Annotated in this window: 22 protein-coding genes; 9 read left to right on the forward strand and 13 right to left on the reverse strand. The window is 73.3% G+C overall.

What is annotated here, in order from left to right; genetic code table 11:
* Positions 1-4: 4 nt before the first annotated feature.
* From ABD979_RS12160 to arsB, 4 genes are read right to left on the reverse strand one after another with little or no spacing between them, the layout of a single operon-like run.
* Entirely contained in the window at positions 5-448 is a 444-nt protein-coding gene (locus ABD979_RS12160; protein WP_345507738.1) for a three-helix bundle dimerization domain-containing protein, read from the reverse strand.
* Complete coding sequence (gene arsA, locus ABD979_RS12165; RefSeq protein ID WP_345507739.1) at positions 438-2,240, reverse strand: arsenical pump-driving ATPase; 1,803 nt, start codon at positions 2,238-2,240, stop codon at positions 438-440. Before arsA ends, ABD979_RS12160 begins: the two co-directional genes overlap by 11 nt.
* On the reverse strand, positions 2,240-2,671 hold the full coding sequence (arsD, locus tag ABD979_RS12170; RefSeq protein WP_345507740.1) for an arsenite efflux transporter metallochaperone ArsD: 432 nt from the start codon (positions 2,669-2,671) through the stop codon (positions 2,240-2,242). The genes arsA and arsD overlap by 1 nt, the downstream gene beginning before the upstream one ends.
* Positions 2,664-3,752 (reverse strand): ACR3 family arsenite efflux transporter, encoded by a 1,089-nt coding sequence (gene arsB / locus ABD979_RS12175; RefSeq protein ID WP_345507912.1) that lies wholly within the window; start codon positions 3,750-3,752, stop codon positions 2,664-2,666. The genes arsD and arsB overlap by 8 nt, the downstream gene beginning before the upstream one ends.
* A gap of 191 nt (positions 3,753-3,943) precedes the next feature.
* Here arsB and ABD979_RS12180 point away from each other — a divergent pair, with 191 nt between their 5' ends.
* Positions 3,944-4,297, forward strand: a complete 354-nt coding sequence (locus ABD979_RS12180) for an ArsR/SmtB family transcription factor (RefSeq protein WP_345507741.1) — start codon at positions 3,944-3,946, stop codon at positions 4,295-4,297.
* A 118-nt stretch (positions 4,298-4,415) separates the two neighbouring features.
* Here the strand turns inward: ABD979_RS12180 and ABD979_RS12185 are convergent, their stop codons facing one another.
* The 5 genes from ABD979_RS12185 to ABD979_RS12205 form a co-directional block, all read right to left on the reverse strand.
* Positions 4,416-5,042 (reverse strand): rhodanese-like domain-containing protein, encoded by a 627-nt coding sequence (locus ABD979_RS12185; protein WP_345507742.1) that lies wholly within the window; start codon positions 5,040-5,042, stop codon positions 4,416-4,418.
* Positions 5,043-5,134: 92 nt separating this feature from the next.
* Positions 5,135-5,944, reverse strand: coding sequence for a sulfite exporter TauE/SafE family protein (locus ABD979_RS12190; protein ID WP_345507743.1), 810 nt, complete (start codon positions 5,942-5,944; stop codon positions 5,135-5,137).
* Between the two features lie 315 nt (positions 5,945-6,259).
* On the reverse strand, positions 6,260-6,433 hold the full coding sequence (locus ABD979_RS12195) for a hypothetical protein (RefSeq protein ID WP_345507745.1): 174 nt from the start codon (positions 6,431-6,433) through the stop codon (positions 6,260-6,262).
* Positions 6,434-6,516: 83 nt separating this feature from the next.
* Positions 6,517-7,899 carry a rhodanese-like domain-containing protein gene (locus tag ABD979_RS12200; protein ID WP_345507746.1) on the reverse strand — a complete coding sequence of 461 codons (1,383 nt, stop codon included), beginning with the start codon at positions 7,897-7,899 and terminating at the stop codon, positions 6,517-6,519.
* 78 nt (positions 7,900-7,977) lie between these two features.
* The gene (locus ABD979_RS12205; protein ID WP_345507747.1) at positions 7,978-8,301 is read right to left on the reverse strand and encodes a rhodanese-like domain-containing protein; all 324 of its coding nucleotides are present in this window, start codon (positions 8,299-8,301) and stop codon (positions 7,978-7,980) included.
* 218 nt (positions 8,302-8,519) lie between these two features.
* Between ABD979_RS12205 and trxA the strand changes: the two genes are divergently transcribed.
* The 3 genes from trxA (at position 8,520) to ABD979_RS12220 (ending at position 9,708) form a co-directional block, all read left to right on the forward strand.
* A complete protein-coding gene (gene trxA / locus ABD979_RS12210) occupies positions 8,520-8,975 on the forward strand; it encodes a thioredoxin (RefSeq protein WP_345507748.1) in 456 nt (151 codons plus the stop codon).
* Positions 8,960-9,358, forward strand: coding sequence for a DUF302 domain-containing protein (locus tag ABD979_RS12215; protein WP_345507749.1), 399 nt, complete (start codon positions 8,960-8,962; stop codon positions 9,356-9,358). The genes trxA and ABD979_RS12215 overlap by 16 nt, the downstream gene beginning before the upstream one ends.
* A gap of 83 nt (positions 9,359-9,441) precedes the next feature.
* Positions 9,442-9,708, forward strand: coding sequence for a metal-sensitive transcriptional regulator (locus ABD979_RS12220; protein WP_345507750.1), 267 nt, complete (start codon positions 9,442-9,444; stop codon positions 9,706-9,708).
* Between the two features lie 120 nt (positions 9,709-9,828).
* Here the strand turns inward: ABD979_RS12220 and ABD979_RS12225 are convergent, their stop codons facing one another.
* Entirely contained in the window at positions 9,829-11,037 is a 1,209-nt protein-coding gene (locus tag ABD979_RS12225; RefSeq protein ID WP_345507751.1) for a GDSL-type esterase/lipase family protein, read from the reverse strand.
* Positions 11,030-11,629, reverse strand: a complete 600-nt coding sequence (locus ABD979_RS12230) for a TetR-like C-terminal domain-containing protein (protein WP_345507752.1) — start codon at positions 11,627-11,629, stop codon at positions 11,030-11,032. Before ABD979_RS12230 ends, ABD979_RS12225 begins: the two co-directional genes overlap by 8 nt.
* A gap of 179 nt (positions 11,630-11,808) precedes the next feature.
* Here ABD979_RS12230 and ABD979_RS12235 point away from each other — a divergent pair, with 179 nt between their 5' ends.
* The 3 genes from ABD979_RS12235 to ABD979_RS12245 all read left to right on the forward strand — a co-directional run bounded on the left by ABD979_RS12235 (position 11,809) and on the right by ABD979_RS12245 (position 16,545).
* Positions 11,809-13,635: an alpha/beta hydrolase gene (locus ABD979_RS12235; RefSeq protein WP_345507753.1), complete on the forward strand. Its 1,827-nt coding sequence runs from the start codon at positions 11,809-11,811 to the stop codon at positions 13,633-13,635.
* Between the two features lie 100 nt (positions 13,636-13,735).
* Positions 13,736-14,566, forward strand: coding sequence for a 3-hydroxybutyrate dehydrogenase (locus ABD979_RS12240; RefSeq protein WP_345507754.1), 831 nt, complete (start codon positions 13,736-13,738; stop codon positions 14,564-14,566).
* A gap of 29 nt (positions 14,567-14,595) precedes the next feature.
* Entirely contained in the window at positions 14,596-16,545 is a 1,950-nt protein-coding gene (locus ABD979_RS12245) for a helix-turn-helix domain-containing protein (RefSeq protein ID WP_345507755.1), read from the forward strand.
* Positions 16,546-16,614: 69 nt separating this feature from the next.
* On the opposite strand, the gene ABD979_RS12250 is transcribed toward ABD979_RS12245, so the two are convergent.
* On the reverse strand, positions 16,615-17,553 hold the full coding sequence (locus ABD979_RS12250; protein ID WP_345507756.1) for an alpha/beta fold hydrolase: 939 nt from the start codon (positions 17,551-17,553) through the stop codon (positions 16,615-16,617).
* A 330-nt stretch (positions 17,554-17,883) separates the two neighbouring features.
* On the opposite strand from ABD979_RS12250, the gene ABD979_RS12255 reads away from it, so the two are divergent.
* Positions 17,884-18,849, forward strand: coding sequence for an NAD-dependent epimerase/dehydratase family protein (locus tag ABD979_RS12255; RefSeq protein ID WP_345507757.1), 966 nt, complete (start codon positions 17,884-17,886; stop codon positions 18,847-18,849).
* Positions 18,846-19,817 (forward strand): RNA polymerase sigma factor SigJ, encoded by a 972-nt coding sequence (gene sigJ, locus ABD979_RS12260; protein WP_345507758.1) that lies wholly within the window; start codon positions 18,846-18,848, stop codon positions 19,815-19,817. Before ABD979_RS12255 ends, sigJ begins: the two co-directional genes overlap by 4 nt.
* Before the next feature lie 17 nt (positions 19,818-19,834).
* On the opposite strand, the gene ABD979_RS12265 is transcribed toward sigJ, so the two are convergent.
* Entirely contained in the window at positions 19,835-20,152 is a 318-nt protein-coding gene (locus ABD979_RS12265) for a hypothetical protein (protein ID WP_345507759.1), read from the reverse strand.
* Position 20,153 lies beyond the last annotated feature (1 nt).

Here is a 20,153-nt window from a genome sequence, read left to right on the forward strand (position 1 = left end):
CGGGTCAGATGCCGAAGTCGCGCAGCAGCCGGGTGACCCGGCCTGGGATGTCGTCGCGGATGTCGCGCACGGTCTCGAGGGGCTGCCCGGCGGGATCGGCGACGTCCCAGTCCTCGTAGCGCTTTCCGGGCAGGATCGGGCAGGCGTCGCCGCAGCCCATCGTGATGACGACGTCGGCGGCGCGCACGACGTCGTCCGTCAGCAGCTCCGGGACCTGCTTGGTGATCCGCCCCTCGGCCTGAGCGGCCGCCGTCAGCTGGGTGGTGGCGTACCTGGCGGTGAGGATCGGCAGGTAGGTGGGGATCGTGGACACCGGCTCGAGCGCGGCCCGTGCGTCGGCGACGGCCTGCGCTACCGACTCCTTGGAGACGACCCCGTCGTACGTGTACGTGAGGTCCTCGACGATCCGGTCGTAGTCGGGTCCACCGGCGGTCGTGTCAGTGCGCATCGATCACCGTGCCTTCCGTGAGGGGACGGGTGAGCTCGGACAGCGCTGCGGCGCCGACAGGTTCGCGGGCCAGCAGCGGCAGGACCGCCACGCGCTGGCACAGTCCGCGGACGCTGGTGAGCGGCTCCGCCTCGGCGTGGGCGCGGGCGCGCAGGAACGGTGAGGTCGGGGCTGCTGCGGTCAGGCTGCCGTTGACGACCCAGGCCCAGGGCGTGATGCCGGCCCGGGCGAGGTCGCTCTGCAGCTCCTGGGCCTCGAGCACGGGGGTCGTCTCGGGGAGGGTCACGATGACGACCTTGGTCTGGGCCGGGTCCTGCAGCCGCATCAGCGGGGTCACGAAGTGTGCGCCCTCGCTCATCTGTCGGGTGATCTCACGGTGGTAGGAGCCGGTCGCGTCGAGCAGGAGCAGGGTGTGACCGGTCGGCGCCGTGTCGAGCACGACGAACTGCTTCCGGGCCCGGAACACGACGTGGGAGAACTGCTGGAAGACGGCGACCTCGTCGGTGCACGGGGACTTGAGGTCTTCGGCGAGCACGGCGCGGCCGGCGTCGTCGAGGTCCTTGCCCTTGCCGGCCATGACCCGCTCGCGGTACCCCTCGATCGCCACCTGGGGGTCGATCCGCTCGACGGTGAGGTGCGGGGTCTCTGCCTGCAGGGTCTCGTTCAGGTGGGCCGCCGGGTCGGTCGTCGTCAGCAGCACGTCATGGCCTCGGGAGGCGAGCTCGAGGGCGACAGCGGCCGCGACGGTCGTCTTGCCGACCCCGCCCTTGCCCATGCACATGACGAGCCCGTGCCCGTCTGTCTCCAGCTCGTCGACGAGGCCACGCAGATCCGTGAGTCCGTCCGGGAGGGTGGCGATCTCAGCGGCAGGTTCTGGGAGCGACGGAGCCTCGGGCTCGAGCAGGGCACGGAGGGCGGGCACGCCGACGGTGTTGACGGCGAGCAGCGGCAGGGTGGTGCGGGGCAATGCGGCCACGGCGTCGGGGACGGCGTCGAGGGCGGCGTCCTCGCGCGCGCGGACCGCGTGGGCCAGCTCGTCCCTGGGAGTGCTGGTGACGGCATACGACGGCATGACGCCGTTGACGACGAGGTGGGCGTTCGTCATGCCCAGCTCGTGCAGCTCGCCGGACGTTCTCGCGGCCTCCCGGAGGGAGGACCCCTGCGGACGGGTGACGAGGACGAGGCGGGTGCGCGTCGGGTCGGTCAGCGCGGCCAGGGCGCCGGCGTAGTCGTGACGCAGCCGGTCGAGGCCCGCGACCGGTCCGAGGCACGACACGTCGCCCTTGCCGTCGGAGAGGTAGGAGGTCCACTCCCCCGGCAGCTGGAGCAGGCGGACGGTGTGGCCCGTGGGGGCGGTGTCGAACAGGACGTGGTCGTAGGCCGCTGTCGCGGTCTCGTCGGCCAGCAGCGAGGTGAACTCGTTGAAGGAGGCGATCTCGGTCGTGCACGCCCCGGAGAGCTGCTCGGTCATCGCGGAGATCTCTGCCGCCGGGAGCAGGTCCCGCACGGGGTCGATGATCGTCGCGCGGTAGGCGTCAGCTGCCTGCTGCGGGTCGATCTCCAGGGCGTTGAGGCCGGGGACGGTCGGAACCGGCGTGATGGTGTTGCCGACGGTGACGCCGAAGACCTGTCCGACGTTAGAGGCGGGGTCGGTGCTCGTCAGCAGGATCCGCTTGCCCTGCTCCGCGAGGCGTACCGCGGTCGCGCAGGCCAGCGTGGTCTTGCCGACGCCGCCCTTGCCGGTGAAGAAGAGGAACCGCGGCAGGTCGTCCAGGAAGGGCAGGGTGAGCATCAGCAGCAGCCCTTCGGGGCATCGGCTGCAGGGGCGGCTGCGCTGTCCGAGGGGCAGCAGTCGGCGCTTGTCCCGGTGGGGGTCAAGGTCAGTGGGGGACGACGTGCCGAGATGGAATCTGCAACGTCCGGGAGGGTGGCGTACCGAGTCAGCTGCTCGCGGCTCGGGTACGCGCCGGTGAGCACGGTGATTCCGTCGACAACAGTCAGCGGCAGTCCTGCCGAACCAGCCAGGTGCATGAAGGAGCGCACCGTGTCGTCGGCGACGAAGGCAGCCGGGTCGTTGGCGAGGTTGTGTCGCTGCACGCGTCCGCCGGCGGCGTTGACGTGGGCCAGGTCCGCCGTGAACGCGACCAGACGCTCGTCGAGCTCCGGGCCGCACACGCCGGTGGTGCAGCAGAGGGCCGGTTCGTAGACGTGGACCTCAGCCATTGCTGGACACCGCCCCCGGTGCCGCGAGCGGTGCGCCCTGACTGCCGGGTCGAGCGGTGAACCGCTTGCGCAGGGCGAGGCTGACGTAGACGAGGGCGACGAGGGCCGGGACCTCGATGAGGGGGCCGACGACGCCAGCGAGGGCCTGCCCGGAGGCGGCGCCGAACGTGGCGATGGCGACGGCGATGGCGAGCTCGAAGTTGTTGCCGGCGGCGGTGAAGGCGAGGGTCGTCGTGCGCTCGTAGCCGAGCCCGAGGCCAGCGCCGAGACCGAAGCCGCCGCCCCACATGAGGGCAAAGTAGACGAGGAGCGGCACCGCGATGCGCACGACGTCGAGCGGCCGCGACGTGATGGCCTCACCCTGGAGCGCGAAGAGGATGACGATGGTGAAGAGCAGGCCGTAGAGCGCCCACGGGCCGATCCTCGGGATGAACTTCGTCTCGTACCAGTCCCGCCCGCGCCGCTTCTCACCGAGGCGGCGCGACAGGAAGCCCGCCACCAGCGGGATGCCGAGGAAGACGAGCACGGAGCGCGCGATGTCCCACGTCGAGGCGTCGATGCCGGTCTGCTCGAGGCCGAGCCAGCCGGGCAGGACCGAGAGGTAGAACCACCCGAGGCCGGCGAAGGCGATCACCTGGAAGACCGAGTTGAGCGCGACGAGCACCGCAGCCGCCTCTCGGTCGCCACACGCGAGGTCGTTCCAGATGATGACCATGGCGATGCAGCGGGCCAGTCCGACGATGATGAGGCCGGTGCGGTAGGCCGGCAGGTCGGGCAGGAAGATCCAGGCGAGGGCGAACATCAGGGCCGGCCCGAGGATCCAGTTGAGGAACAGCGAGCTCAGCAAGAGGCGCTTGTCGCCGGTCACCGAGTCGAGACGGTCGTATCGGACCTTGGCCAGGACGGGGTACATCATGACGAGCAGCCCGAGCGCGATCGGCAGCGAGACCCCGTCGACCTCGACGCGCGCGAGCCCGTCGCCGAGTCCCGGCACCACGCGCCCGAGCAGCAGGCCGGCCACCATCGCCAAGCCGATCCACACGGGCAGGAAGCGGTCGAGCGTCGAGAGCTTGGCCACCACCGGGTCATGAGGTGCTGATGCGCTCTTCGTGGGGGCGGTGGGGCTGGGCGGGTTGGTCACCGGGATCCTTCGAGGCTCGTCTCAAGTCCTGCACTGCTACATCGACACTGGTCGATACTCCAACGTTGGCAGTGGCATCGACGTGTGTCAACATTGACCATGATCGATGAAGGCGAACGGAAGGTGAACGAGTGAGCATCACGACACTGAGCACCACTCCGCAGCGGGTGCCCCACGTCTCGGAGTGCGGCTCAACCCCGGTGCCGGTCCTTGAACGCACCGAGGCAGAGCGCCGGGCTGGGCTCCTCAAGGCGCTGGCTGACCCGGTCCGTCTGCAGCTGCTCAGCATCATCAGTGCTTCGCCCGACCACGAGTCGTGCGTCTGCGACATGACGGAGGCCGTCCAGGTCTCGCAGCCGACCGTCAGCCACCACCTCAAGACCCTCGTCGACGCCGGGATCCTCACCCGGGAGCGTCGCGGGAGCTGGGCATGGTTCCGGCTGGAGCCTGGCGCCTTGGAGGATGTTCGTCAGTTCCTCGGGTGAACCCACCGACGCACACGTCGGCACCGGCCAGTAGGGCCGCGTGCCCGAGCGAACGGCATGGCCACCAGATCGAGCTCTCCTTCCGCAACCGGCGCGAAGTCTCTGTCCGGCGACTGGCTCAGGTCGCCTCCGCGCCCAGCCCGCGCAGGACGGAGTCGAGGCTGGGTCCGGTGCGGCGGTTGTATGGCAGCATCGAAAGGGCCTTGCCCATGGCGCAGCTGTTGGTGACGGCCGCTCCGGCGAGTCCGGCGCCGATGGCCGCCGACACCCACTTGAGGGCGGGCACCTTGGTGCTGGCCAGCACACCGGTCAGGACGATGCCGCCGGCGACGAGGCGAACCTGGCGCTCGAGCTCCCACGTCTGGGCGCCTCGGTTGAGCGGGCCGCCCGCGACTTCCCAGGCGGACACGCCGCCGGTGAGGACGTGGAGGTTGGCCAGGCCGGTCGCGCCGAGCAGCATCTCTGCCTGCGTGGCCCGGGCGCCGGAGCGGCAGACGAGGACGACGTCCTCGTCGAGGTGGGTGCGCAGCTCGTCGCGGTGCTCGCGCAGCAGCGGCAGCGGCACGTTGTAGGACCCGGGGATGTGGGCGGTCGTGAACTCAGCGGGGGTGCGCACGTCGAGCAGGCGTGGCCGGTCGTCGGCGGCCATCCACTCCTTCAGCGCCTGAGGGTCGAGTGCTGCGGGTGTGCGCGGCGAGGTGCGCATGGTGGTCGAGTCGGGGTGGACGGAGGGGTTGGTGCTCATGGTTCCTTTCACGTTCCGCGCGCCGAGAGGCACGCGGGTTCTGCGGGAGGGCGCGACGGATCGGCCGCCGCACCGGAGGTAGGCGCCCGTAGTCAGCCGAGGAGGGAGAGGCTGCGCGCGGCCGTGTAGAGGGCGACGCCGACGAGCAGGACGGCGAACGCGACGGTGAGGTGACGAGGGTTGGCCCGGGATGCGATGCGCCCGCCGATGAGGCTGCCGACGACTGCGGCAACGGTGAACGTCCCGATGAGCGCCCAGTCGAGGTTGCTGCTCGTGTGGGTGATGCGCGCGGTCAGGGCGGTCGCACTGTTCACGGCGATGACGAGCAGGGAGGTGCCGACAGCGGTGGGCATGGGGAAGCCGAGGGCGAGGACGAGGGCCGGCACGAGTGCGAATCCCCCTCCGACACCGAAGAACCCGGTCAGCAGGCCGACCAGGGTCGCGGTCACGACGACCTTGGTCACGCGTGGGCAGGCGCAGCTGAACGGGTGCAGCGTGATCATCGGCTCGACCGTCGGGTCGAGCAGCGTCGACCGTTCAGCGGGATTGAGGACGCGGCGCAACATGAGCGCTGCCACGAACAGCATGAGCGCGGCGAACGCGAGCAGCAGGGTGTTCGGGGCCACGGACCGTGACAGGGCGGTCCCGGCGAACGAGCCTGCGGTGCCGAGGGCGCCGAAGAGCAGCCCTTGGGCGAATCTGACGCGGCCAGCTCGGCCGTGCGGTACGAGCGCGATGAGCGACGTGACCCCGACGATGACGAGCGAGCTCGTGGTGGCATCGCGTGGGTCCTGGCCGAGGACGTAGACCAGGGCGGGGACGGTGAGGATGGAGCCGCCTCCTCCCAGGGCCCCGAGGGCGAGGCCGATCAGCACGCCGAGCGGTATGGCCAGCAGGGGCATGGGATGGAGCTCCTTCGAAGCGGGGGGTGAGGTGGCGCAGGCCCGGGGGGCTGGCGCTGGATCGGGGGCCGGGGCGACGGTGGTCCCGGCCCCCGACGGCGCCGTCCGAGCTCAGCCTCGAACCGGTCTCGGGCGCGTCGGCCTCTCCTGGGGGAAGGTGAGACGGAGACTGCTCGGCGGACAGGGCACGCTCGGCTCGGGATCGGTTCCGGGAGGTCCGAGGGGGGCGGACTCCCGGTGGGACCCACCCGGGGCGCAGACCGGGTGGGCGGCCATGGGCCGGGCTGCGGAATCATCCGCCACCGGCCGCGGGGGTCAGCGGCCGAAGAGGCGGCTGAGGAAGCTGCCGCCGGTGCCGCCGGTGGAGGCGGAGACGTGGCCGGGGCAGCGCTGACCCGAGGGGACGTTGCGCATGACCTGGTCGACGTGCTGGCCGCAGCCGGCCCAGGTGGTCTTGCCGCAGGTCTTGCAGGTGGCGGGACGACACATGATGGATCTCCTTGTCTTACCGTCGATGTCCGGCGGTGGGGTGGGTCGTGGTGATGAGGTGTGGTGGCGTTCGGGCGGCAGGGTCAGGCGGCCGCTGTCAGTGGAAGGCCAGCGGCGGCGGCGTGCTCCCCGTAGCTGTCGTCGACGGCGACGACATGGTGTCCGTGGGCGGCGAGGACGGAGGCGGCGATGGAGGCGCGGTAGCCGCCGGCGCAGTGCACCCACACCTCACCCGTGGGAACCTCCGCGAGGCGCTCGAGGAGCTCGTGCAGGGGGAGGTTGACGGCGTCGTCGATGTGGGACTCGGCGAACTCCGAGGCGCGGCGCACGTCGAGGACGGCGACGCGGCGGTGGTGACGCACCTGGGCGAGGTCGGCGAAGGTGGCGCGCTCGAAGGAGCCGAGCGGGGCGTCGGTCCAGTCCGCGGGGGTGCCGGTGGCGGCGCCCTCGAGGTGGTCGATCCCGATGCGGACCAGCTCGCGCTGGGCCTCGGCAACCTGCTCCGGGCTCTCCCCCAGCAGGGTCAGGGGCGTGCCCCACGGGATGAGCCAGCCGAGGTAGGTGGCGAACTGGCCGTCGACGCCGAAGTTCAGCGTGCCGGTGACGTGCCCGGCGGCGTACGCGGTCCGGCTGCGCAGGTCGACGACCCACTCGCCGTCGGTGATCCGGCGGGCCAGCACCTGCTTGTCGGCACGTTCCGGGGTCGACAGGTCGGCGGCCTGCGGTCCGGCGCTGTTGGCCGCGCCCATGTGGGCGTAGTACGCGGGGTACGCGTCCAGCCCAGCGAGCGTGTCGGCGACCCACCGGTCCTCATCCTGGGTCAGCGCCGGGTTGGCCTTCTTCTCCCGGCCGATGGTCGATGCCGTGGTGTCGCCGGTCGAGCCGGCGGAGCAGAAGCTGCCGAAGCCATGGGTGGGCAGCACATGGGTGTGCTCGGGCAGCTCGTTGACCAGTCGGTGGGCCGAGGCGTACTGGTGGTGGACGAGGTCGTGGGTGTGCTCGTGCCCGAGGAGGTCGGGTCGACCCGTCGCCCCGAAGAGCAGTGAACCTCCCGTGAACACGCCGACCGGCTCGAGCGTGCCGCTCGCCTCGTCTGCGGCGTCGAGGGCGTACGAGAGGTGGGTGTACGTGTGCCCCGGGGTTGCGATGACGCGGACGCGCAGCTGCGGTGAGACGTCGAGGACGTCACCGTCGCTGACCGGGACGCGCTCGTAGGAGACCTCGTCGGCAGCGTTGACGTGGTACGCCGCGCCGGTGGCCTGGGCCAGGGCGTAGCCCCCCGTCACGTAGTCGTTGTGGATGTGTGTCTCGAAGACGTGGGTGATGGAGACGCCGGCGTCGTTCGCGAGGTCGAGGACGCGGTCGATGTCGCGCTGAGGGTCGATGACGATCGCGACCTGCCCGTCATGGGCGAGGTAGCTGCGGTCACCGAGGGTCGGGGTGTCGATGGGGATGATGGTCGCCATGGGGCGGGTCCTTTCGGGGACGAACCGGGACGCGGTCAGGGGTGGGGCCGGGGCGGCGCGGCCGGGTGAGAAGCCGGGTCAGGCGGAGGGCTTGGCTCCGGCCACCACCGGGCGGCCTGCGGCGGCCCAGGCCGCCGTCCCACCGTCGACGGACCGTGCGTCGAAGCCGGCTCGGGCGAGATGGTCGCTCATCGCGCGGCTGCGGTTGCCGCTCGCGCAGATGACGTAGACGGGGCGGTGACGGTCGAGCTCGCCGACGCGTGACGGCAGCTGACCCATCGGCATCAGCACGGCGCCGGGCACGTGCCCGCCGACGTACTCACCGGGCTCACGCACGTCGACGACGGCGGCGCCGTCAGCAGTTGCAGCCGCGAGCTCGTCGATGGTGGCAATGGTGGTCATGTGACCCTCCTGAGTGAAGAGTTAATACCCATGGGGGTATCTCTCAGACGGAACCGTAACCCGAGACAGGGCATTCCGTCGAACCGGCCGGCATGGTGGGCGCATACCCCCACCCGTATGATCCGTACCGTGAGGAATGATCCTCCCCGCCCGGGGGTTGTATACCCCGTTGGGTATACCCCCATCCAAGCGAACCCGTTCCCACAAAGGGAGTTCCAATGTCTACGCAGAACCTGACCGCCGCGAACTTCGAGTCGACCATCACCCGTGAGGGGATCACGCTCGTCGACTTCTGGGCATCGTGGTGCGGACCGTGCCGCATGTTCGCGCCCGTCTACGAGGCCGCATCCGAGAAGCACCCCGACATCGTCTTCGGCAAGATCGACACCGAGGCCGAGCAGCAGCTCAGCGCCGCCGCCGGGATCACCTCGATCCCGACCCTCATGGCCTTCCGGGACGGCATCCTCGTCTTCAGCCAGCCCGGCGCCCTGCCTGCAGCCGCCCTGGAGCAGGTCATCACGGCCGTGCGCCACCTCGACATGGATGGCGTCCGGTCCAAGGTCGCTGCAACGCAGCCCGCCGACGCCGGAGACCGGACCGGGCCGTCCCAGGCGCACCCCTCCCCCACTCGCCACCTGCAACCACCCCAGGAGAGAACATGGACTACACGCTGACGACCACGGTCGACGCCGACTTCGACGCGACGCTCACCGCGACCCGCGCCCAGCTGGCCGAGGTGGGCTTCGGGGTGCTCACCGAGATCGACCTGGCGGCGACCCTCAAGACGAAGCTCGACGTGGACATCGCGCCCCAGGTCATCCTCGGCGCCTGCCGGCCACCGCTGGCTCACGCCGCGCTCCAGGCCGAGCCCTCCATCGGCGTCCTCCTGCCCTGCAACGTCGTCGTCCGCGCCGTCGGGGCAGGGCGCACCATCGTCGAGGCGATGGACCCTGCCACCATGGTCGAGCTGACCGGCAACGACCAGCTCGCCGAGGTTGCCGCCGACGCACGCGAGCGCCTCAGCCGCGCGCTCAAGGCCCTCGCACGTCCGGCCTGACAGCACCGGCGGGACAGACACCACGTCCAGCCCACCCCCAGCGTTCCCGCCCGGGCGCCAACCAACCCAGAAGAGGTCCAGACATGGTCACACCCCCCGCAGAGGAGATGACCCCAGTCATCAACCGGCTCAAGCGAGCCCAAGGCCAGATCGGTGGCGTCATCCGCCTCATCGAGGAGAGTCGCGACTGCCGGGACGTCATCACCCAGCTCGCCGCCGTCAACAAGGCCCTCGACCGCGCCGGCTTCGCCATCATCTCGACCAACCTGCGCGAGTGCATCACCTCCCCCGAGGGCCTGCAGGACGAGGACCAAGCCGTCCTCGAGAAGCTTTTCCTGAGCCTGGCCTGACAGCGAGGAGATGGAGCATGTCGCAACAGGTTGGGCACGACATCATGGGCGATGCCGCAAGTGGAAGCAACGGCTCTGCTCCATCGGTGGTCGACCGGCTGTTGCAGGCGGCCGCCGTGGTCAGCCCCGGCTCTGGAGCGGGCCGCCGGCGCCGAATGCGAGGTCGGCGAACCGCCGGCCGATGAGGGCGTGCGTCGCCGTGTCCGGGTGGAGCCCGTCGGGCAGCGGCAGCTCGGCCGCGTCGTCCTCGCCGTAGAGCTCGAGACCGTCGAGCAGGTGCAGGTTCGGGTCGTCGGCCCGTGCGGCCACGACCTCCTGCAGGGCCTGCCGGATGACCCGAAGCGTCAGTCGTCCGGCTGCGGTGTCGTGCTCCGTGCCGGTGGCGACGAACCGCACGGCACCCTCGGCGAGGGCGGACGGGTCGACGGCCCCCGGCCCCGGGGTGTCCTCGTGGATGCCGCAGAAGATCGGCGAGACGAGCAGCAGGGGCGTCGCCGGATGACCGTCGCGGATCGTGTCGAGGAAGCCGTGGACGGCCGGCACGAAGCTGCGCAGGCGCATCGCGTCGAGGTTGACGACGTTGATGCCGAGCTTCGCGCTGATGACGTCGGCCGGGGTGTCACGCATGAGCCGGGCCATGAAGGGGTCGACGAGCGCGCTCCCACCGAAGCCGAGGTTGTGCAACCGGACGCCGGCCTGGCGCGCCGCGACGACCGGCCAGGTGCGTGCCGGGCGGGTGGCGTTGGAACCGTGGCTGATGGAGCTGCCGTGGTGCAGCCACAGCGGGCCGCTGGGCGGCGTCGGGTGGAGCGGCGCGTCCGAGCGCAGCGCGACGAGGTCGACCTGCTCGTTGTGCGGCAGCCACACCTCGATCGCCTTCTCCCCCGCGGGGAGGTCGTCGACGACCACGACGTCGGTCTCGCCGGGGACCAGGGTGCTGGCGCCGGTCGCCATGTCGAGCTCGAGCGCGTCACCACCCGTCAACGGGTGGGAGGCGAGCTCGCCGCCGTCGACGACGACGTCGACCGCCCCGCGGGGGCGCGGCATGCCGCGGTAGGCCACCCGCGTGGCGTGCAGCTCGAGCTCGAGGCGGCGAGCCGTCGTCGTGACGGCGATGCGCACGCCGGCCGGCTGCGCCTCCATGAGGCTCAGCTGCGGGTCGGCGGAGCGTTCGCGCACGGCGTGCGGCAGCCGGTGCGGCCGCAGCCCGCGATCGGTGCGCTCGAGCTCGGCGGCGCCGACGACGAGGCCGGCGGCGAGATCGGCAGCACGGCCGTCAGCGAGGCCGGAGGGGTGGGGCAGGTCGCTCGGCTTGTCCGGGTCAGTCACGGGTCTCCTCCCGTCGCAGGGGCTCACGCTCGCGCCAGTGCACGAGCAGGAAGTGGAGCGAGTCGAGCAGCTCGTCCCAGGACCGGTCCGGCGCGGGGTCGCTGTGCGCGAAGCTCCCGATGCGCTCGAGCTCGAGGAAGCCGCGCACGGCGCCCCCCAGGACCCGTGTCGCGTGCGTGCGGTCGCCGTCCGGGATGCCGTAGCCGTGCAGCACCGCGTCGATGACGCGCACCATCCGGCGCGCGGCGTCCGAGCCCACCGCGGCCGCGCCGGCGCGTCGCTGCAACGACTCCCACCGGCCCGGGTGCTCGCGCGCATAGGTGCGGTGCGCCTCGCAGTAGCCGAGCAGGGCCTCGCCCCGCGACCGGCCGAGCACGCCGTCACCGATGAGCCCGGCGAGCTCGTCGAGGGCAAGGACCGTCACGCCGTCGCGCAGTGCCGCGAGGTCGCGGACGTGCTCGTAGAGGCTGGGCGGTCGCACCCCGAGCGACCGCGCCACCGCGGTGAGGCTCACGGAGGCGAGACCGTCGGCGTCGGCGAGCTCGGCCGCACGAGCGACGACCGCGGACGCGCTCAGCTGGGCTCTCTCCATGCCGACACCCTAACACCATTAGGGAATCTCCTATGAACCAAAGGGTGTGGAGCGGTCCGGGGTCTGCACGAATCCGTGAATCCTGCGACACGTCAGCCAAATCCCGACACAGTGGAGGCAGACGCCGGGGCTGCCGCGCCGCCGTGGTGCGGGCGCACCGGGTCGGGAGGGTGACCGCCATGCACCGAGGTCGAAGGGCCGTCGCCGTCGTGCTGGCCGCGGTCGGGACCGTCGCGGCGACGACGCTGGTCGTGGCCCCGGCGAACGCCTCGAGTGCGAGTTCGACCGTGGCCACCCCATCCGCCGCGGCGCCGACCGCCGAGTCGCGCAAGGTCGACCGGGTGCCCACGCCGAGACCCCGGTGGTTCACCTGCTCGCAGCTGGCCCCCGGGGCGACCTGCGCCTCCGTGCCGCTCCCGCTCGACTACGACGACCCGACCGGGCCGACGACCGACGTCGCGGTGCTGCGGGTGCCGGCCCGCAAGCCGGCTCACCGCATCGGCACCCTCTTCCTCAACCCGGGCGGGCCCGGGGGCTCCGGCGTGGAGATGGCCGCCGCCTCGTCCTTCTTCCTCTCCCCCGACCTGCTCGACCGCTTCGACGTCGTCGGTTTCGACCCGCGGGGCACGAACTTCAGCGACCCCGTCCGGTGCTGGGGCAACCTCGGCGACCAGTCCGACGCGCTCGGGCCGATCCTCTCCACGCCGTTCCCCTACCGCCGGGCGCAGACGGGGCCCTACGTCCGCGCGGCCGAGGCCTTCGGGCGGGCCTGCTCGACGACGGGCCGGCCGCTGTCGGGATCCATGTCGACGGCCGAGGTGGCGCGCGACCTGGACGTGCTGCGCCGGATGACGGGCGACGCGCGACTGACCTACCTCGGCTTCTCCTACGGCTCCTACCTCGGCACGGTCTACGCCTCGATGTTCCCGAACCGGGTGCGGGCCGTCGCCGTCGACGGCGTCATCGACCCCGTCGCCTGGGCCGGCACCGCCGCGACGGCCGGCTTCCCGCAGACCCAGCGGCTGCGCTCGGGCGAGGCCGCTGCGAGGGCCGTGCACGAGCTGCTCGTGCGCTGCGGCCGGGCGGGACGGCTCTTCTGCCAGCTCGCCGGTCGAGGGGACCCCGTGCACACGTACGCCTCCATCACGACCCGCCTCAAGGCCGCACCCGCCCGTGTCGTCGACCCCGAGACGGGCGAGGTGCTCTACGAGGTGACGTATCCCGTGCTCGTCGCGCTGCTGCTCGGCGTGCTCTACGCGCCGGACGCCGGTTCCGGCGTCGACGCGGTGCTCTCCGAGGTCGCCTCGATCCTCGAGCAGCCGGCGCCGGCCGGCACCCCGGGGGCCCGGCGACAGGCGGCCGCCCGTGCCGCGCTGGCCGCACGCATCGACGGCCGGGCCGAGGCGGCCCGGTCCGCCGCCCGCGCGAAGGAGCGGCTGGCGCACTCGACGGGGTGGGCCTTCCCCTACGACAACTCCCCCGAGGCGTTCCAGTCCGTGCTGTGCACCGACGGCCTCAACCCGGCCCGGGCATCGAGCTGGGCGAGGGCGGCCGAGGTCGGTGACCGGCGCGCGCCGGGGTTCGGGCGCCTGTGGACCTGGGCGTCCGCCCCGTGCGCGTCGTCCACGTGGACGGTGCGCGACGAGGACGCCTACCGCGGCCCGTTCACGCGCCGGACCGCGCACCCCGTCCTCGTCGTCGGCAACTACTGGGACCCGGCGACGAGCTACCAGGGCGCCGTGACGACGGCCCGCCTGCTGCCGGGCAGCCGCCTGTTGAGCAGCGACAGCTGGGGGCACACGGCATACGGCACCTCGGCCTGCGTCACCGGCGCGGTGGGGCGCTACCTGCTGACCCAGCGTCTGCCGATCGCGGGGGCCACGTGCGTCGGCGACCTGCAGCCCTTCACCCAGCCGCTCGAGGACGGCGCGCCGCGGCCGCCGGCCGCCGGCCGGCCGCTGCCACCGGTCGTGCCGCCGTTCGCGGGCGCGGTGCCGCGACGCTGAGGTCGCCGTCGCAGGACGTGAGCCGGGTCCACATGGATTCCCGGGTTTTGTGGCGGCCGACCACACAGGTGCCGCTCGTGGGCCTCCCTAGTCTTCCCGCATGCCCGACCCCCGCACCGACGCCAGCACCGACGTCCCGGACGCCGTCCCGGTCCGTTCCCGGGCAGGCTCCGTCGCCAACGACCCCGTCGACCTGACCGGCCGCACCGCGCTCGTCACCGGCGCGGCGAGCGGCATCGGGGCGAGCGTGGCGCGCGCGCTCGCCACGGCGGGGGCCACGGTGCACGCCGTCGACCGCGACGAGGCCGGCCTCGCGGCCCTCGCCGACGGCGCCAACCTCGCGACGATCACGGCCGACCTCGCCGACCTCGACGCCCTGGCCGACCTGCCGACCGCGGTCGACATCCTCGTCAACAACGCCGGCATCCAGCACGTGAGCCCCGTCGAGGACTTCCCGCTCGAGCGCTTCGACCTCATCCTCGACCTCATGCTCGCCTCGCCCTTCCGGCTGATCCGGCAGAGCCTGCCGCACATGTACGACCGCGGCTGGGGCCGCATCGTCAACGTCTCGAGCGTCCACGGCCTGCGCGCGAGCGCCTACAAGGCGGCGTACGTCACGGCCAAGCACGGCCTCGAGGGCCTCTCCAAGGTCGTCGCCCTCGAGGGCGGCCCCCGGGGTGTCACCTCGACGTGCGTCAACCCGGCCTACGTGCGCACCCCCCTCGTCGAGAAGCAGATCGCCGACCAGGCGCAGTCGCACGGCATCCCGGAGTCGGAGGTCGTCGAGAAGGTCATGCTCGCGCCGGTCGCGGTCAAGCGGCTCGTCGAGCCCGACGAGGTGGCGGCGCTCGTCCTCTTCCTCTGTGGGCCGGCCTCGGCGTCGGTCAACGGCACGTCGTTCTCGATGGACGGCGGGTGGACGGCGCACTGAGCCGCGGCCGTCGCACCTAGGATCTGCCCGTGGCCCACCTCGACACGCAGCCGCCCGCAGACGAGACCGGGCAGGTCGTCCGCCTGCTCGAGCTGCTCGCGGCGGACGCACCCCTCAGCGAGGTCGCGGCCGTGGACGCGCCGTCGCCTGCGCGCGAGCTCGCCCTGCGCATCGCCGGGGCCCGCGAGGTGCACCAGCACCGCGAGGCCGGGCTCGCCGCCCTGCTCGACACGGCGCGCGAGCTGGCGGCCGCCAGCGACCCCGGATCGGTGCTCGAGGCGATCACCCGCCGCGCCCGGCGCCTCGTCGGCACCGACCTCGCCTACCTCACGCTCTACGACCCCGAGGCCGGCGACACCTTCATGCGGGCCACCGACGGGTCGGTCAGCGCCGCGTTCCAGTCGGTGCGGCTCGCGCTCGGAGCCGGTCTGGGCGGGCTCGTCGCCTCGACCCACAAGCCCTACTGGACCGCCGACTACTGGTCCGACGAGCGCTTCCGCCACACCTCGGCCATCGACGGCGCGGTCGGCGAGGAGGGCATCATCGCGATCTGCGGCACCCCCCTGCTCGTCGAGTCGCACTTCGTCGGGGTGCTCTTCGCCGCCAACCGCTCCTCCCGCCCGTTCACCCGCGAGGAGGTCGCGCTCCTCGGCAACCTCGCGACCCTCGCCGCCGTGACGCTCGTGCAGACCCGGGCCCTCGCCGACGCGGAGCACGCGCACGAGACGGTGCGCCAGTATGCCGACGGCGTCGAGAAGGCGGCCGCGGCGCACGACCGCTTCGCCTCGCTCGTGCTCGGCGGCGGCGGGGTGGACGACCTCACCGCCGGCCTCGCCGAGCTGCTCGGTGGCTGGGCGGTGCTGACCGACGAGACCGGCGCCCGGCAGAGCGGCGCCGGCCCGGCGCCGGAGCCCCGACCCGGGCGCCGGTCGCGCGGCGCCGACCCCGTCGGTGCGTTCGACAGCCTGCCCGAGCTGGCGACGGGCCGCCTCGTCGAGCACGGCGGCGTGTATGCCGTCGCGGTCACCGCCGCCCGGGAGCGCCTCGGCACGCTCTACGTCGGCGGCGTCGGGGCCCTCAGCGACTCGGAGCAGCGCACCGTCGAGCGTGCGGGGCTCGTGACCGCCCTCGTGCTGCTCTTCGAGCGCCAGGCCGCCGACGCGCGGCAGTCGGCGCGCAACCGCCTCGTCAGCGACCTCGTGACCCGCCGCGGCTCGCGCGAGGAGCGACTCTCGCTCGCCCGGACGACCGGCTTCGACCCCCAGCAGCCGTTCAGCCTGCTCGTGCTCCGCGGCGACGACACGGCCGGCCAGCGGGCGCTGCTCATCTCGGCGAGCGCCGCGACCGGCGAGAACGCCCTCGTCGGCTCGCACGACGGCGACGTCGTCGCCCTCGTGCCCGCCGCGCACCCCGGCCCCGAGCCGCGCTCGACGTCCTCCGCACCCGCTGCCGCTGCCCCGTCGGGTGCGGCGGGGACCGACCTCGCGAGCGACCCCGACGCGCTCGCACGCTCGGTGGCCGCGCGCATCGGCAAGCGCACGTGCGTCACCGTCGCCGGGGTCGGGCCGGTGAGCGACGTGGACGCCATCGAGGTGGCGCACGACGAGGCCGCGCGCACCGTCGGGGCGCTCATCGCGCTCGGGCACCGCGGCCAGGGCGCCGCCGCGACGCAGCTCGGCTTCGCCGGGCTCATCGTCGGCTCGGACCCGGACGTCGACGACTACGTGCGCAAGCTGCTCGGCCCGCTCGCCGACTACGACGAGCGCCGCGGCACCGACCTGCTCGGCACCCTTACGGCCTACTTCGCCGCCGGCGGCAGCCCCCGGCACGCGGCCGGCACCCTGCACGTGCACGTCAACACGGTCTCGCAGCGGCTGGAGCGCATCGGCGCCCTGCTCGGGGAGTCGTGGCAGTCGCCCGACCACGCGCTCGAGCTGCAGATCGCGCTGCGGCTGCGCGCCCTGCAGGCTCCGGCCTGAGCCTCGCCGACTCCCCGGCGGCTGCCCCGGCGGCTGCCCCGGTGACTGCCCCGGTTGGCGGGACCGCGCTCAGGCGCCGAGCTGACGCTCGACGGCGTCGGCGACGGCGCGCACCCCGGTCTCGCCGAGCACGACGTCGTAGTGGTTGGCGTCGACCTGCGTCGTGCGCACCCCGTCGGGCACTCCGATCGTGGCCAGGCGCTGCTCGTCGTAGAGGCCCTGCGGCTCGTCGAGCAGGCCGCGCTCGGCCCACACGAGCTCGGCCGCGACGCCCTGCCCGACCGCGGTGCGCAGGGCAGCGTGCGTCTCGGCGTCGGCGAGCACGTCGGCACCGTCCGCGCGCACCGCATCGAGCACGCAGGTGCTCCGCCACCGGTCGCCGTGGCCGGGCTCGGCCGGTCCCTCGACGAGGTCGTGCTCGATGTAGGCCCGGGCCGCCTCCCCCGCCGGTCCGTCGAGGATCGGGCCGACGGCGGGGTGCTGCCGCCAGAAGGCGAGGTAGGCCGCCGGGTCGGCGAAGCGCATCGAGAGCCGGTCCATGGCCGGCCCGATCACCGACTGCAGCGCCGCGTCGACGTCGAGGCCCGCCGGCACCGGGAAGGCGAGCCCGCCGTCGACGAGCACGGCGGCCGGGAATCGGTCGGGGTGGCGCGCGGCGGCGAGGGCGGCGACGAACGCCCCCATCGAGTGGCCGACGAGGACGGGCGCCGAGCCGAAGGCCGTGGCCGTCGCCACGAGGTCGTCGACGTGCGCGCCGAGGCCGTAGGGGCCCGGCACGGACCGGCTGTCGCCGCGGCCGCGAAGGTCAGGAGCGAGGAAGCGCACGGCGTCGGGGCCGCGGCGGCGGGCGACCTCCTCGGCGACCCGGCGCCACGAGAGGCCGTTCGCCGTGATGCCGTGCACCGCGAGCACGACCGGCGCCGTCGCGGCGGGATGGCCCGTGCTGAGGTCGTGGATGGCGAGGCTGCCCACCGGCAGCTCGATGACGAACGCGGCCGCAGTGCTCACCGGGAGCCCTTCCTCTCGCAGGAGTCGCGCCGAGCCCGGTCAGGCCCGACGGAGCGAAGTAGACCATGAGGATGTTCTCCGCCTCTGGCGGGCGCCCGCGCCATCGCCCGACGAGATCCGTGGACGCCCAACCGTTCGGGCGAAGGTAGTGCAGGCCCAGGAGCGTGAGGGTGGGACCGGGTCCCACAAGCACGCAGGCAGCATGTGCGTCGCCGCCACCCGGTCGGCCGTTCCCGGCACGGATGCCGGCCGGGGTGTCACAGGCGCGACGGCTGTCTCGTCTGGGATGGCGTACGTGGACGACCTGGAGCGAGGGACAAGGAGCGGGACATGAGGATCCTGGTGGCGGGAGCGACGGGCGCCGTGGGGCGGCAGCTGGTGCCGCGCCTCGTGCGGGCGGGGCACGAGGTGCACGGGACCACGCGCACCGCCTCGAAGCAGGCGTTCCTGCGTGGGCTGGGGGCGACGCCGCTCGTGGTCGACGCCCTGGACCCCGAGCAGGTGGCGCAGGCCGTCGCGCAGGCCCGCCCGGCGGTGGTCGTGCACCAGCTGACCGCCATCGGGCCGATGGACCTGCGGCACGTCGACCGGGGGTTCGCCCCGACCAACCGGCTGCGCACCGAGGGCACCGACCACCTGCTCTCGGCCGCGCGGGCCGCCGGGGTGGAGCGGTTCGTCGCGCAGAGCTTCTTCGCGGGCTACGACCGGGTCGGCGGGCCCGTCAAGACCGAGGAGGACCCCTTCGGCACCGCGCCCCCGGCCGGGATGGAGCAGACCGTGGGCGCGATCCGGCACGTCGAGGAGAGCGTGCTCGCCGCCTCGGGGATGCAGGGTCTCGTGCTGCGCTACGGCGGCTTCTACGGTCCGCACACCTCGCTCGGACCGGACGGCGAACAGACGGAGGCGGTGCGCCGGCGCCGCTTCCCCGTCGTCGGCGACGGCGGCGGCGTGTGGTCGTTCGTGCACGTCGCCGATGCGGCCGAGGCCACGGTGGCCGCCGTCGAGGGCGGGGCGCCGGGCGTCTACAACGTCGTCGACGACGAGCCGGCTGCCGTGGCGACATGGTTGCCGGTGCTCGCGGAGTCGCTGGGTGCCCGGCCGCCACTGCACGTGCCACGGCTGGTCGGCCGGCTCCTCGCGGGCGAGACTGGCACGGTGATGATGACCGAGCTGCGCGGCGCGTCGAACGCCAAGGCCAGGCAGGCGCTGGGGTGGGCGCCGCGGCACGCCTCGTGGCGCGACGGCTTCCGCGAGCTGGGCGCCCTCGCGCGCGCCGGGAGCGGCACGCCCGCGTGAGCGCCGAGGATCGTCCCACGCCCGCCGCGGGCGACCGCGAGCAGCTGCTGGCCGACGTGCGCCCGGTCGCGTTCGGCATCGCCTACCGGATGCTCGGCAGCGTCACGGAGGCCGAGGACGTCGTGCAGGAGGCGCTGCTGCGGGTGCACCGCTCGCTCGAGGCGGGCGAGCAGATCGCCTCGCCCCGGGCCTTCACCGCCACGGTGGCGACCCGGCTCGCGATGGACGAGCTGCGGTCGGCGCGGGTGCGGCGCGAGCGCTACGTCGGTGACTGGCTGCCGGAGCCGATCCTCACCGAGGGGCGCGGCGACACCGTGGACCCGGCCCGGGCGACGGAGACCGCCGACTCGCTCTCGATGGCGCTGCTCGTGGTGCTCGAGAGCCTGTCGCCGGAGCAGCGGGCCGTGCTGCTCCTGCACGACGTCTTCGGCTACGGCTACGCCGAGGTGGCCACGATCGTCGGCAAGGGTGAGGCGAACGTGCGCCAGCTCGCGGTGCGGGCGCGCCGGCACGTCGGGGACCGCCGCCCGCGCTTCACGACGACGCCCGAGGCGCAGAGCGAGCTGGCGAGCCGCTTCTTCGCCGCGGCACGCTCGGGCGACCTCGCCGGCCTCGAGTCGCTCCTCGCCCACGACGTCGAGCTCGTCGGCGACGGCGGCGGCAAGGCGCCCTCCCTGGCGCGCTCGCAGCGCGGCCGCAGCCGCGTCGCGCACACCCTCACGAACTGGCTGCGCGCCCTGCGGCGCCTGCCCGGGACGGAGGTTCGGCTCACGGAGGTCAACGGCGGCCCGGGCGCGACCTTCCTCGTCGAGGGCCTGCTGCTCGCGGTCTGGGCCCTCGAGGTCCGAGACGGCCAGGTGGCCGGCATCCGCGCGATCGTCAACCCCGACAAGCTCGCCCACCTCGGACCGGTCGGTGACGCCAACGCCCTCATCCGCCGGATCGGCGGGTCGAGGCCCGGGGACTGACCCGTGGGTCCGGCGCGTCAGCGGCGCCGGTCCACCACGGCCCACGAGGCCGCCGCGCTGACGGCCGCGACCGCGAGGACGGAGGGCCACGCGCCGATCCGCTTGGCGAGCGGGTGCGACGCGCCGAAGCCGCCGAGGTAGACGGCTGCCAGCCCGGCCGTCGCCGGTCCGCCGGCCTTGGCCAGCCAGGTGCGGCCGGCGTAGACCCCGGCGACGCCGAGCACGACGCCCCCGAGCGGACGGACGCCGCTCTCGCGGGCGGCGACGTAGCCGCCGACGAGCCCGAGGGCGGCGATGGGAGCGGTCGTCACGTCGGTGGCGTCCCTGAGCCCCACG

Source organism: Terrabacter aeriphilus (genome assembly GCF_039542985.1).
Lineage (GTDB): Bacteria > Actinomycetota > Actinomycetes > Actinomycetales > Dermatophilaceae > Terrabacter > Terrabacter aeriphilus.